This is a genomic window from Ferrimonas pelagia (assembly GCF_039543565.1).
Lineage (GTDB): Bacteria > Pseudomonadota > Gammaproteobacteria > Enterobacterales > Shewanellaceae > Ferrimonas > Ferrimonas pelagia.
On the sequence record NZ_BAABJZ010000101.1, the window covers coordinates 39614 to 51774 of the forward strand.

A 12161-nucleotide genomic window follows, 5' to 3' on the forward strand; every position below is an offset into this window, starting at 1 on the left:
CGTCGCGCCTCCCCTCAATGATTATGCCGCTTGTTGTTTTTTAAACAGCTCTCGGAATACCGGATAGATATCCTCCACTGAGCGAATATGCTGTAACGCGAAGTGAGGGTTGCTGCCCGCCAACGCTTCGTATTCACGCCAGAGGGTCTGATGTGCTCGGTTGGTGATCTCGATGTAGGTGAAATAGCGGCACACCGGAAGCAACTTTTTGTCCAATAATTCACGGCATTGGGGCGAATCATCGGCCCAGTTATCGCCATCGGATGCCTGAGCGGCGTAGATATTCCACTCGTCCGCCGGGTAGCGCTCCTGCTGGATCTCATGCATCAGCTTCAGTGCACTGGACACGATGGTCCCACCGGTTTCCTGACTGTAGAAAAACTCATGCTCATCGACCTCTTTGGCCTGAGTATGATGGCGAATAAACACGACATCCAAAGACTTATAGGTGCGGGTTAAAAACAGATAGAGCAAGATGTAGAACCGTTTGGCCATGTCCTTGGTGGCTTGATCCATCGAGCCCGACACATCCATCAGGCAGAACATCACCGCCTTGGAGGTGGGTACTGGACGTTTCACAAAGGCGTTATAGCGAAGGTCAAAGGTATCGATGAATGGCACGGCGTCGATCTTACGCTGCAGCGCTGCGATCTCTTCTTCTAGCTGTTTGATGGTGTCGGCGCACGAGCCCGGAGTATCGAGCAGTTTCGCCAGCTCCTGCTCCAGCTCGGCTTTTCGGCGTCGCTTACTGCCGGACATGGCTGTGCGCCGCGCCAGTGACTGGCGTAATGACCGGACGATATGAATATTGGCCGGTACGCCATCGGTAGTGACCCCGGCCCTGAAGGTCTTAAACTCGACGAGTTTATCCAAGCTGTTTTGCTGCAGGTTGGGCAGGGCCAGATCGTCAAACAGCATATCCAGGTATTCGTCTTTGGAGATATCAAAGACGAAGTCGTCCTGACCTTCGCCGGTGTCAGACGCTTGGCCTTCACCCGCGCCGCCACCGCCACCACCGGGGGGGCGCTCGATCCGGTCACCGCGGGTGAACTGATCATTCCCGGGGTGCACGCGCTGACGATCACCGCCTGAGCCATGATGGAACACAGGTTCGGTGATGTTCTTGGCTGGGATGCTGATCTTTTCACCGCTGGTGACATCAGTGACACTGCGTTTGGTCACTGAGTCCGAGACGGCTTTCTTAATTTGCTGTTTATAACGTCGCAGAAAGCGCTGTCGATTTACCGTGCTCTTTCCTTTGGCGTTTAACCGACGATCAATAAAATGCGCCATACCCGGAACTCCTCATAGTCGTTAACTGGACTTGCGGACACGTAGGTACCACTCGGACAGTAATCGAACCTGCTTTCGGGTATATCCCTTCTCCATCATGCGATCGACAAAGTCGTCGTGTTTCTTTTGCTCATCCAATGAGGTCTTGGTGTTGAAGGAGATCACCGGCAACAGATCTTCGGTGTTGGAGAACATTTTCTTCTCAATGACCGAGCGCAGTTTCTCGTAACTGGTCCAGTTCGGATTCTTGCCGCCGTGGTTGGCGCGGGCCCGCAGTACGAAGTTGACGATCTCGTTACGAAAGTCCTTCGGGTTGCTTATGCCTGCGGGTTTCTCGATCTTTTCCAGTTCGGCGTTGAGCGCGGCGCGGTCGAACAGTTGCCCGGTTTCAGGATCACGATATTCCTGATCCTGGATCCAGAAGTCGGCATAGGTCACGTAGCGATCAAAGATGTTTTGGCCGTATTCGGAGTAGGATTCCAGATACGCAGTTTGGATCTCCTTGCCGATGAATTCGACGTATTTGGGGATCAGATAACCTTTCAGGTGCTCGAGATATTTCTCGGCGATCTCGCCTTGGAACTGCTCGCGCTCGATCTGCTTTTCCAGGACATAAAACAGGTGGACTGGGTTGGCAGCTACCTCGGTATGATCGAAGTTAAAGACGCGGGACAAGATCTTAAAGGCGAAGCGGGTTGAGAGACCGTTCATGCCCTCATCGACGCCGGCAAAGTCGCGGTACTCTTGATGCGATTTGGCCTTGGGATCGGTGTCCTTCAGGGTTTCGCCATCATAAACCCGCATCTTCGAGTAAATGGACGAGTTCTCAGGGTCTTTTAGTCGTGACAGAACACTGAATTGGCTGAGGATCTTCAAAGTGCCCGGGGCACACTGAGCTTGCGATAGCTCTGAGCTTTCGAGCAGCTTTTCGTAGATCTTTTGTTCTTCTGACAGGCGCAGGCAGTAAGGCACTTTGACGATGTAGACACGGTCAAGGAAGGCTTCGTTGTTTTTGTTATTGCGGAAGGTCTGCCATTCTGATTCATTCGAGTGCGCTAGGATGATGCCACTGTAGGGCAGGGCAGATAACCCTTCGGTGCCGTTGTAGTTGCCTTCCTGTGTCGCGGTAAGCAGTGGGTGCAATACCTTGATCGGCGCCTTAAACATCTCAACGAATTCCATGATCCCTTGGTTGGCTTTACACAAGGCACCAGAGTAGGAGTACGCGTCGGCATCGTCCTGAGCGAAATGTTCTAGCTGGCGAATGTCGACTTTACCGACCAAGGAGGAGATATCCTGGTTGTTTTCATCACCGGGTTCGGTTTTGGCGACGGCGATCTGATCCAGCACCGACGGGTAAACTTTGGCGACGCGGAATTGGCTAATATCACCGCCAAAGTCATGCAGGCGCTTGGCAGCCCAGGGTGACATGACATTGCGTAGATACCGGTTTGGTACGCCGTATTCGGACTTGAGGATCCCGCCATCTTCTTCTAAATCGAACAAACACAGAGGGTGATCGTTGACTGGGCTGCGTTGACCATTCGCGGTTAGGACGTAGATGGGGATCTTGCAGATCAGCTTTTTCAGCTTTTCAGCCAGCGAAGACTTACCGCCACCGACGGGACCCAGCAGATAGAGGATCTGCTTTGATTCTTCGAGCCCTTGAGCCGAGTGCTTTAGATAGGAAACAATCTGCTCAATCGCTTCCTCCATACCATAAAATTCGGAAAATGCCGGATATCGAGGCACGACCCGGTTGCTGAATATCCGTGACAGACGGGGATCCAGTGCGGTATCCACCATTTCGGGTTCACCGATGGCCATTAAAAGCCTTTCCGATCCCGTTGCATAGGCGCTGCGATCCGTTTTACACAGTTCTAGAAAATCCTGCAGGCTGTAGTCTTCGTCGCGGGTTTGTTCGTAACGATGCTGATAATGCTCAAAGATGCTCATGTGCCACCCCCCAAATCGGAAAATGTAAGTGAAGGTGACCTTCACGATCGTCCCTCTCACAAAGCGTAGACTGAAAAGACTTAATAGATTCAATAAAAAAAAGAAAAGAATCGGATCGTGTCGATGCCCTGCATCGTGTTGGTTCATCTCACTGTTCAGGCGTTTGATCAGTAGACCCGTTGAGGCGAGTTGAAGTTGCATTTAGTTTGTTATAAGCAGCAAAAAGGGCCCTTTCGGGCCCTTCGATTTGATTGCAATGCTTGGCTTATTGCGTGAAGTTTTGGTTCACAAAATCCCAGTTCACCAGATTCCAGAAGGCTTCCATGTAGTTTGGACGCGCATTGCGGTAATCGATGTAGTAAGCATGCTCCCACAGATCGACGGTTAGCAATGGCACGTCGTCACCTGTCAGTGGGGTAGCGGCATTGCTGGTGTTGACGATAGCCAACGATCCATCGGCTTTTTTCACCAGCCAAGTCCAGCTGCTGCCAAAATTATTGATGGCCGCGTTGGTGAACTCAGTTTTGAATGCCTCAAAGGAACCGAAGGCTGTGGCGATGGCGTCGGCGATGGCACCATTGGCTTCGCCCCCCGCATTTGGCGCCAGGCAATGCCAATAAAAGGTGTGGTTCCAGATCTGGGCGGCGTTGTTGAAGACACCGCCGTCAGAGGTCTTGATGATCTCTTCCAGAGATTGGCTCGCCAGCTCAGTGCCTTCGACCAGTCCGTTCAGTTTGATGACGTAGGTGTTGTGATGCTTACCATAGTGAAACTCAAGGGTTTCGGCAGAAATGTGGGGCTCCAGCGCGTCCTTGGCGTACGGTAAGGCGGGTAATTCGAAAGCCATTGCTCATCTCCTAATTATGTAGATTGTTCTCGTGTCCTTGTGCTGTTGGTCAGTTTACCTGACCAAATTGTGATGCGCATCAACTACTGTGCTTTCAGAGAGTTGATCGGTGATTTTTTTACCCACAAAGATCTTATGGTTTTGTGACCGGGGTCTAATGGCGTAAAATGGGGGCAATAACCCAAGTGAGAGCTGTGTTTACATGGAAACGATCGATAAAATCAAAAGCCAAATTGAGCAAAATGCCATCATTCTGTACATGAAGGGATCGCCTAAATTACCGAGCTGTGGCTTTTCTGCGCAAACGGCGCAAGCAATGATGCAGTGCGGTGAGCAGTTCGCTTATGTCGACATTCTGCAGAACCCAGATATTCGCGCGGAACTGCCCGCGTTTGCCAACTGGCCGACTTTTCCCCAGCTGTGGGTTGAGGGTGAGCTGATCGGTGGCTGTGATATCGTCATGGAGATGTTCCAGAAAGGCGAGTTGCAGACCTTGATCAAAGAAGCAGCGGCCCGTAATAAATCCGACGACGCGTGATAAGCGGGATTTAAGCGGACAAAAAAACGGAGTCATGGACTCCGTTTTTTTATGATGCGTACGGTGGGATCAGCCTTTCAAGCGAATGGCCTGAAGATGCAACATCTCAGTGGCCAGCGTTGCGCCCGCCAGCGCGGTAATGTCGGCATGATCGTAAGCGGGGGCCACTTCGACCAGATCCATGCCAACGATATTCAATCCGACCAGTCCCCGTAGGATCTTCATCGCTTTGTCGGTCGTCAAGCCACCGCACACTGGCGTGCCGGTACCGGGGGCGTAGGCGGGATCGAGACAATCGATGTCAAACGTCAGGTAGATGGGCAGATCGCCGACGCGCTGCTTGATCGTGGCAATGATGCTGTCCGCGGACATGTCATTGGCTCGATCCGCTTCGATCACCTGAAAACCATGATCTTGTTCGATGTATTCGGTACGGATCCCGATCTGGATCGAGTGGTCGCGGTCGATCAGCCCTTCGTTGGGGGCGTGATAGAACATGGTGCCATGGTCAAATCGGCTGCCCGCGCTGTAGGTGTCGGTGTGGGCGTCGAAGTGGATCAGTGCCATCTTACCAAAGTGGCGAGCATGCGCGCGTAACAAGGGTAGGGTGACGAAATGGTCGCCGCCAAAGGTCAGTAGGGTTTTACCTTGAGCCAACAGGCTGTCAGCATGTGCCGTTAATCCTGTCATCATCTGCTCTGCATCGCCGCAGTCAAACACCAGATCACCGCAATCGGCGATGCTCAGTTTGTCGCGAAGATCAAACTTCCAAGGCCAGCGTGCACCTTCCCATGCCAGGTTGACGGAAGCTTTGCGCAGTGCTTCCGGGCCCTGACGGGCGCCAGGACGACCTGTGGTGGCCAGATCGAATGGTACGCCGGTGATCACCAGATCGGCGTCGCTCTCATGCGGTCGAAAATTCAATGGCTGTCGGAGAAAGCCAAACGCATTGGCGTAGAGGGAATAATCAGGCTTATCGGCTAAGGTGGCCATAAGGCTCCTTCATCTATGTGTACGTTCGCCCGATAGCTAGGGGCGCATTTGCGGAGTATTTTCTCTCGCGCTTGGGGTTTTGTCATCACTTCGTCGCCAGATTCTGCTGGTGGGACTTGGCGACTGCATTGAATCTAGTCAATTGGACAGATCCTGGATCCCAGCATAAGGTCTGTGGAGCTCAGATGTTTCATGGTGGGGCCTTATGCGTTGGTTAAGTGCGTTGATGTTATTGTGTGGCTGTGCTGGCGGCTCGAGCGCCCCTGCCCCGCCAGAGCTGCCCGTTCATCCGAGTGCGCTGAGGTTCACCCAAGCCCTGAATCAGGCCGATCTCACCTATTTGCAATCCATCTTTCAACCGGCCCATCCGCTGGCGGAGGTCGATCCTGCTTTTGCCGTTGATCCCGGCTGGCAAGTGTTGGCAGACGAATGGTTGGCGGATCTGCTGATGCATGCACAGGACGGCGACTGGCAGCTACGTAAGCCACTGGCAGTGAGTGAGGACGGTAGCTTCCGTCTGCAATACCGCTTGGTCCACGCTGATTTTAGCGTCGAGTACTTCTACTTCGATGCCCGTTTTACCGCTTCATCTGTGCGTCTTGAGGATATGGGGAACCGGCTGTTCCAATTGAGTCAGGTTGGATTAATGGAAGAGCTGTATCACCGTATGATGTTGGGCCACACGCGGTCTTCGGCGGATTTTTCGTCGTTTTTTTCCCAGATAGGGCCCCTTAACCGTGGGGAGATCGGGCCCGAGCCTTTGCTGGAAAGCTATACGGATATGCCCGACTGGCTGCAGCAAAATGTGTTACCCCGTGATCTGATGCTCCGATCCTTGATGGCATACGGCCAAAGCTGGTATGCAGAGCTTTCCCCAGGGACAAAGCAACGACTCTTGGGCAGCGACTACCCCTTATTGGAAACCACCTTGTGCCTGCAATTGCCGGACCGCAACTGCGGGGCGCATTTCTCCCGTTTACCGCTGGCGCTGCGTCAGGATGTGGCGTTGCAGGCCGAGATGGGGATCCGCGCATTGCAGCGTGGTGACACGACGGAAGCGAGGGGGTTTGCGCAAATGGCGTTGATCAGCGGCATCGACTATTTCCCGGCGTATTGGCTGCAGATGCAGCTAGGGATCCTACTGGGCGACTACACCGGTGCGCTTGCCGGGTTGGATAGCATGGTGCAGCATTTCGATGTTCCGATCAGCAAAAGCATGTTGACCCAGATGTATCCGGATCAAGGCCAGCAGTTTTTGCGCTCGGCGGATTTCCGCCGTTGGGCTGAGCAGTTCCCGCAAGAGTGAGGCTGTTGCACTGAAGCTGGCGGCCTCACTCGGGATCGGGTTAGCGCAGCTGGGTGACCATCTGGTTTTGACTAAAGCGGACCTTGGATGCCTTTTCTAAGGCATTGAAGTCGTTTGCGCTACGTTGGCCGACCACGGCCGCCACCACCGAGGTGTAGCCCTGTTTTGGTAGATCCATCAGGGTATCCATCTCCTGGGTCAGAAAGCCTTCTACCGGGCACGAGTCCAGCTCCAGCAGCGCACAGGACAGTAGAAACTGGCCGAACACCAGGTAGACCTGACGCTTTATCCACTCCTGCCGCTCCGCTTGGCTCATGGTATTGACGTAGTTGGTCATCATGGCGATGCGTTCTTCGTTGATCTCACTGCCTCTGACCTTGGCGACGACCTGCTCGATGGCGCGTACATCGGCTTCGCCAAAATCGGTTTTGGCGCAGAACAGGAAAAGGTGGGAGCCGTCGGTGAATTTGGGCTTATTGTTGTCCCAGGCGGCCTGCGCCAGCTTTGCCTTGCGCTCGGGATCGGTGATCACATACAGATGCCACGGCTGGCTGTTGATCGACGTGGGTGCCAAGCACAGCGTATTGAGTAAGGCCTCGATCTTCTCTTCTTCTGCGATCCCATGGGGATCAAACACTTTGGTGGCGTAACGCTGCTCGAGTGCTTGTTGCAAAGTGTGGATCATGTCTGCCTCTTGCTGGAGTGTTTTGGTTAATATGGGTACAAACTATCGGTCGCTCCGATACACCTTGCAAGCAACGGAACTGCGCCAGGTGAGAGGTATATCACACTAACAATAAAAGGATGCATCATGTGGTGGAGAACGATTCATTGGTTGGCTTTGGTTTGTGTCGTGTTGCTTGGCGCTTGCACCAAAACCGCTGAGCGAGATCCTTGGCGTCATTCAGCAACGACGCTGGTTATGGAGTGTGAGGCAGCCCGTTTTATTGCACGAATCGAAGGGCAAGAGGCGTGGTTGTTCCTGCCGTCTGCCACCTATAAGTTGACTGGCACAGAAGCCGCATCCGGTAGCAAATTTCAGAATGATGAGTTGGTCTTTTGGCTCAAAGGCGACGAGGGGCAACTGACGGGGGCGCTGGGCGATCCCACCGGTTGCCACAATAACCGAGCACTGGCGCAGTGGGAACACGCCAAACTGAGCGGGGTCGACTTTCGTGGGATAGGGCAGGAGCCGCCTTGGACGCTGGAGATCGCCGGCGAGCAGATGCGATTGTGGTGGGGTTATGAGCGAAGCAGCATCGAGGTCACGGTGAATAAGGTGGTTCAGTTCAGCCAACGGACGCTCTATCACATAACGGCGTCCGGCGAGCCTTGGAGCGTTGAGCTTTATCCTGGTCCTTGTGCTGACAGCATGAGCGGGGAACAGTTTGACACCAAGATCATGCTGGATACCGGCAAAAGAAAGTATTTGGGATGTGGCAGTGCCTTACACTGAGCAGAGTCGCGTTTGAACGGCTTGTCCGGCTGGCGCACGTTTCTGTTGCGACGAGTTAGGCGCGGTGTTGCCGTCGGCGTCAGCATGCTGTTGCTGGCTTGCTCGCCCGCCCAGCTGCCCCCTTTAAGCCAGGATGCGGTGGTGTTGGCATTCGGTGACAGCTTGACGGCGGGCGTTGGTGCAACGCCGGGTGGCGACTATCCCAATCAGTTGGCAGAGCTGACTGGACTGAGTGTGGTCAACGCTGGCTTGTCTGGCGAGTTAGCCGTACAGGGCAAGGCGCGTCTTCCTGGCCTATTGGCTCAGGTTCAGCCTGATCTGGTGTTGTTGATGAGCGGCGGCAACGACTTTTTGCGCGATCGCCCTCGGGCGCAGGTAAGAGCTGATCTAGCTGAGATGATCGAGCAGGCGCAGGCTAGTGGGGCACTGGTGGTGTTGATCGGTGTGACGGAAAAACGGCTGCTGCTGCGCACCTCCGCTATCTATCATGAGTTGGCGCAGGCGTATCCATTGGTGCTGGCGGAGGATCAGCTCACCCAATTGCTCAAGCGCGCGCGTTATCGCTCCGATCCCATCCATCTTAATGATGACGGCTATCGTCAATTGGCACTCAGCTTGGTGCAGCTGCTGGAGCAGCAAGGTGCGCTCTGATGCGATTGATCGCCATGACGGAGCAAGACCCAGAATTTCGCGAGGTCTGTGCGGCGGGGATCGCCTGGTTACGTCAATTTTATTGGCTGACAGCCGATGTGAAATTGAGTGCGAATGAGACAGACTCACCGTGGCAGGCGGTCGGTTATTATCGGGGCGACAGCTTGTTGATGGTTGCTTTGGTGCGTGTGGTGGGCAGACAGCTGCAGTTGCGAAGCTGGGCGGCTGCTAAGCCGGGACAGGGCGTCGCGAGACCGTTTCTTTGGGCGCTGGAGTTGGCTTACCCGTATTGCACGATGATCAGTCTTTGGTGTGTCGCCGAGACCGGTAACGTGGCGCGGTTTGAGCGGCTCGGGTTTGTTAGCCGAGAGGTTGAACCGTCGCGTCTGTTTGTTGGGCCGAAAGGAGTGGTGTCCGAAGTCAGGATGGAACGGCTCGTCTCAGCGGTGAAGGGCGAGAGACAAAAAGACCGGCCCTAGGGCCGGTCGTTACTTTCGTTAGGCTATGCGCCTTAGAAGTTGGCAGTACGTGGTGCGCGCGGGAATGGGATCACGTCACGGATGTTCTGCACGCCAGTCACGTAGTTGACCAGACGCTCGAAGCCCAGACCAAAACCGGCGTGCGGCACGGTGCCGTAACGACGCAGATCACGGTACCAGTACATCTCATCTTTAGGCAAACCCATCTCGTCCATGCGGGCGTCGAGCATGTCCAAACGCTCTTCACGCTGGGAGCCACCGATCAGCTCACCAATGCCTGGAGCCAGTACGTCCATGGCGGCAACGGTCTTGCCGTCGTCGTTCATGCGCATGTAGAAGGCTTTGATGTCTTTCGGGTAGTTCTTCACGACCACAGGGGCATTGAAGTGCTCTTCCGCCAGGTAGCGCTCGTGCTCGGAGGACATGTCGATGCCCCAGGAAACCGGGAACTCGAACTCGCGACCACAGTTTTGCAGGATCTCAATCGCGTCGGTGTAGTCCACCTGAGCGAAGTCGGCGTCAACGAAGGCTTTCAGGCGAGTTACCACGTCTTTGTTGACGCGCTGCTCGAAGAAGGCCAGATCGTCGGCGCACTCTTCCAGTACGGCACGGAAGCAGTACTTGAGCATGCCTTCGGCCAGCTTAGCGGCATCGTCCAGATCGGCAAACGCCACTTCCGGCTCCACCATCCAGAATTCGGCCAGGTGGCGAGAGGTGTTGGAGTTCTCTGCGCGGAAGGTCGGGCCGAAGGTGTACACCTTGCTCAAACTACAGGCGTAGGTTTCGGCGTTCAATTGGCCGGAGACGGTCAGGAAGGTCTCTTTGCCGAAGAAATCTTTGTCGTAATCGACTTCGCCATTTTCCAGACGTGGCAGGTTGTTCATGTCCAGCGTGGACACGCGGAACATCTCACCGGCACCTTCTGCGTCGGAGGCGGTCAGGATCGGGGTGGACACCCAGATGAAGCCCTGCTCGTGGTAGAAGCGATGGATAGCCTGGGACAGGCTGTTACGTACGCGCATTACCGCACCGGTGATGTTGGTGCGTGGACGCAGGTGCGCGACTTCGCGCAGGTACTCGATGGAGTGGCGCTTGGCCGCCATCGGGTAGGTGTCAGGATCTTCCACCCAGCCAACCACTTTTACCGCTGTGGTTTTCATTTCGAACTTCTGGCCTTTGCCAGGAGACTCGACCACTTCACCGGTCATCTCAACGGAGCAGCCTGCGGTCAGGCGCAGTACTTCATCGTTGTAATTGGGCAGCTCATTGGGGACCACGCCCTGGATCGGGTCAAAACAGGAGCCGTCATAAACAGCAAGGAAGGAAATGCCAGCTTTTGAGTCACGGCGTGTGCGGATCCAACCGCGCACGGTTACTTCGCTGCCGACAGCGTGAGCGCCTTTCAGGACGTCAGCAATGGTTGCCAGGGTCATACTTGGAAAACTCTCCAATGAGTCGAAATCTATGTGGTGTACCGGTTTCTACCGGAACCCGACATCTTACCTTGAAATGCCAGTTTCTCAAGGCCCGACAGGGGCTTTTCCGTAGCCTAATTGTCGAACCAGCTGCTCGAGCATCGCTGCGGTGGCGCCCCATACCTGATGCGGCATGAAGTAAACGCTGTGTTCGCCCTGTCTGCGCTTGATGGGGACGCGCCAACGTTGCTGTGGATCAAGAAAGTCCTGCAGCGGTGCACGAAACAGTCGGGCGACCTCTCGTTCAGACAGGATAGGCTCAAAAGGCGCATTTATGAAGGCGATCTGAGGCCAGACGCGAAAGCGGCTGATGGTATGAAAAGGCGCTAACTCGCCGACGTGTTCGATGACGTTACGGGGCAAGCCGATCTCCTCCCAAGATTCGCGCACTGCGGTTTCGAACGGCGAGGCATCGCCTCGGTCCACTTTACCGCCGGGGAAGGCGATCTGGCCGGCATGGGTCGGCATATCGGCGGTTCGTTCGGTCAGCAAGATGTGAAGCTGTTTATCGTGCTCTTCCAAGGCGATCAGTACGGCGGCATCGCGTAATTTAGGGTGGCTGCCGAGCTCCGCGGCCAATGGGTCTTCTAGCGGGGGCAACGGGCTCATTTGAAACCGGGTGATAAATTGCGCTCGGTTCATGGGATCCTTGTCACTGTTACCTGTGAGTTAACAGCTTGCCAGAGCTCAGCGCGAATAGCACCCGGTAGACGCTTAAAGCGGATGTTCCAGGCTCGCCAACTGGGCTTTGTGCATCACCTCGGCCACATCCCGCTCGGCGTTAACCGGTTGCGAGCAAGCCAAGGCAAGCCGTGCGATGGATTCTTTGAGCTGTGCCTGAGTGGCGACCTCATAAAACGAGGTGTTAAAGCGTTGCCACTGCATCGGCTCGATATCGGTTTCGTACAGCGTGCCCAGTCGAGCGCGCATCACGGCGCTGGGCTCGTTATCGAGATCGGTCATCATCTCAGCACACAAGTAGGGCTGAGCCGCCGAGACACCGGAAAAACTCAGTAGCAACACCGCGATCAACCAACAAGGTTTCATCATACCGCCTCCGAAATGGCCACAGGATCAGAGCAAGCGTCTGTCATGCTACGCCCGCCGATGTGGGATAGATGAGATCATACCGCTTAATGTTTGAGCGAAGCTGAACTAATGATGGAA

At 54.9% G+C, this 12161-nt stretch carries 13 protein-coding genes; 5 read left to right on the forward strand and 8 right to left on the reverse strand.

What is annotated here, in order from left to right:
* Positions 1-21 precede the first annotated feature (21 nt).
* The 3 genes from ABEA08_RS18390 to sodB all read right to left on the reverse strand — a co-directional run bounded on the left by ABEA08_RS18390 (position 22) and on the right by sodB (position 4096).
* Positions 22-1293: a YeaH/YhbH family protein gene (locus tag ABEA08_RS18390; RefSeq protein ID WP_345336855.1), complete on the reverse strand. Its 1272-nt coding sequence runs from the start codon at positions 1291-1293 to the stop codon at positions 22-24.
* 21 nt (positions 1294-1314) lie between these two features.
* On the reverse strand, positions 1315-3249 hold the full coding sequence (locus tag ABEA08_RS18395; RefSeq protein ID WP_345336856.1) for a PrkA family serine protein kinase: 1935 nt from the start codon (positions 3247-3249) through the stop codon (positions 1315-1317).
* Between the two features lie 265 nt (positions 3250-3514).
* Positions 3515-4096 (reverse strand): superoxide dismutase [Fe], encoded by a 582-nt coding sequence (gene sodB, locus ABEA08_RS18400; protein ID WP_345336857.1) that lies wholly within the window; start codon positions 4094-4096, stop codon positions 3515-3517.
* Between the two features lie 202 nt (positions 4097-4298).
* Here sodB and ABEA08_RS18405 point away from each other — a divergent pair, with 202 nt between their 5' ends.
* Positions 4299-4634, forward strand: coding sequence for a Grx4 family monothiol glutaredoxin (locus tag ABEA08_RS18405; protein WP_345336858.1), 336 nt, complete (start codon positions 4299-4301; stop codon positions 4632-4634).
* Positions 4635-4703: 69 nt separating this feature from the next.
* Here the strand turns inward: ABEA08_RS18405 and speB are convergent, their stop codons facing one another.
* A complete protein-coding gene (speB, locus tag ABEA08_RS18410; protein ID WP_345336859.1) occupies positions 4704-5627 on the reverse strand; it encodes an agmatinase in 924 nt (307 codons plus the stop codon).
* Between the two features lie 205 nt (positions 5628-5832).
* On the opposite strand from speB, the gene ABEA08_RS18415 reads away from it, so the two are divergent.
* A complete protein-coding gene (locus ABEA08_RS18415; RefSeq protein WP_345336860.1) occupies positions 5833-6933 on the forward strand; it encodes a hypothetical protein in 1101 nt (366 codons plus the stop codon).
* Between the two features lie 40 nt (positions 6934-6973).
* Here ABEA08_RS18415 and ABEA08_RS18420 read toward each other — a convergent pair whose 3' ends face one another.
* Positions 6974-7618 (reverse strand): nitroreductase family protein, encoded by a 645-nt coding sequence (locus tag ABEA08_RS18420; RefSeq protein WP_345336861.1) that lies wholly within the window; start codon positions 7616-7618, stop codon positions 6974-6976.
* A gap of 126 nt (positions 7619-7744) precedes the next feature.
* Here ABEA08_RS18420 and ABEA08_RS18425 point away from each other — a divergent pair, with 126 nt between their 5' ends.
* From ABEA08_RS18425 to ABEA08_RS18435, 3 genes are read left to right on the forward strand one after another with little or no spacing between them, the layout of a single operon-like run.
* Positions 7745-8389: an MliC family protein gene (locus tag ABEA08_RS18425; RefSeq protein WP_345336862.1), complete on the forward strand. Its 645-nt coding sequence runs from the start codon at positions 7745-7747 to the stop codon at positions 8387-8389.
* Positions 8390-8401: 12 nt separating this feature from the next.
* Entirely contained in the window at positions 8402-9040 is a 639-nt protein-coding gene (locus tag ABEA08_RS18430) for a GDSL-type esterase/lipase family protein (RefSeq protein WP_345336863.1), read from the forward strand.
* Positions 9040-9519: a hypothetical protein gene (locus ABEA08_RS18435; protein ID WP_345336864.1), complete on the forward strand. Its 480-nt coding sequence runs from the start codon at positions 9040-9042 to the stop codon at positions 9517-9519. The genes ABEA08_RS18430 and ABEA08_RS18435 overlap by 1 nt, the downstream gene beginning before the upstream one ends.
* A gap of 32 nt (positions 9520-9551) precedes the next feature.
* On the opposite strand, the gene asnS is transcribed toward ABEA08_RS18435, so the two are convergent.
* The 3 genes from asnS to ABEA08_RS18450 form a co-directional block, all read right to left on the reverse strand.
* Positions 9552-10952, reverse strand: coding sequence for an asparagine--tRNA ligase (asnS, locus tag ABEA08_RS18440; protein WP_345336865.1), 1401 nt, complete (start codon positions 10950-10952; stop codon positions 9552-9554).
* 87 nt (positions 10953-11039) lie between these two features.
* The gene (locus tag ABEA08_RS18445; protein WP_345336866.1) at positions 11040-11636 is read right to left on the reverse strand and encodes an NUDIX hydrolase; all 597 of its coding nucleotides are present in this window, start codon (positions 11634-11636) and stop codon (positions 11040-11042) included.
* Between the two features lie 72 nt (positions 11637-11708).
* Positions 11709-12044 carry a hypothetical protein gene (locus ABEA08_RS18450; protein ID WP_345336867.1) on the reverse strand — a complete coding sequence of 112 codons (336 nt, stop codon included), beginning with the start codon at positions 12042-12044 and terminating at the stop codon, positions 11709-11711.
* Positions 12045-12161 lie beyond the last annotated feature (117 nt).

What these genes read in the sequence shown, in the direction of transcription:
- ABEA08_RS18390 (WP_345336855.1), bottom strand. Translation starts at nt 1,293, where the DNA reads ATGGCGCATTTTATTGATCGTCGGTTAAACGCCAAAGGAAAGAGCACG.
- ABEA08_RS18420 (WP_345336861.1), bottom strand. Translation starts at nt 7,618, where the DNA reads ATGATCCACACTTTGCAACAAGCACTCGAGCAGCGTTACGCCACCAAA.
- ABEA08_RS18405 (WP_345336858.1), top strand. Translation starts at nt 4,299, where the DNA reads ATGGAAACGATCGATAAAATCAAAAGCCAAATTGAGCAAAATGCCATC.
- sodB (WP_345336857.1), bottom strand. Translation starts at nt 4,096, where the DNA reads ATGGCTTTCGAATTACCCGCCTTACCGTACGCCAAGGACGCGCTGGAG.
- ABEA08_RS18450 (WP_345336867.1), bottom strand. Translation starts at nt 12,044, where the DNA reads ATGATGAAACCTTGTTGGTTGATCGCGGTGTTGCTACTGAGTTTTTCC.
- ABEA08_RS18435 (WP_345336864.1), top strand. Translation starts at nt 9,040, where the DNA reads ATGCGATTGATCGCCATGACGGAGCAAGACCCAGAATTTCGCGAGGTC.
- ABEA08_RS18425 (WP_345336862.1), top strand. Translation starts at nt 7,745, where the DNA reads ATGTGGTGGAGAACGATTCATTGGTTGGCTTTGGTTTGTGTCGTGTTG.
- ABEA08_RS18415 (WP_345336860.1), top strand. Translation starts at nt 5,833, where the DNA reads ATGCGTTGGTTAAGTGCGTTGATGTTATTGTGTGGCTGTGCTGGCGGC.
- speB (WP_345336859.1), bottom strand. Translation starts at nt 5,627, where the DNA reads ATGGCCACCTTAGCCGATAAGCCTGATTATTCCCTCTACGCCAATGCG.
- ABEA08_RS18395 (WP_345336856.1), bottom strand. Translation starts at nt 3,249, where the DNA reads ATGAGCATCTTTGAGCATTATCAGCATCGTTACGAACAAACCCGCGAC.
- ABEA08_RS18445 (WP_345336866.1), bottom strand. Translation starts at nt 11,636, where the DNA reads ATGAACCGAGCGCAATTTATCACCCGGTTTCAAATGAGCCCGTTGCCC.
- asnS (WP_345336865.1), bottom strand. Translation starts at nt 10,952, where the DNA reads ATGACCCTGGCAACCATTGCTGACGTCCTGAAAGGCGCTCACGCTGTC.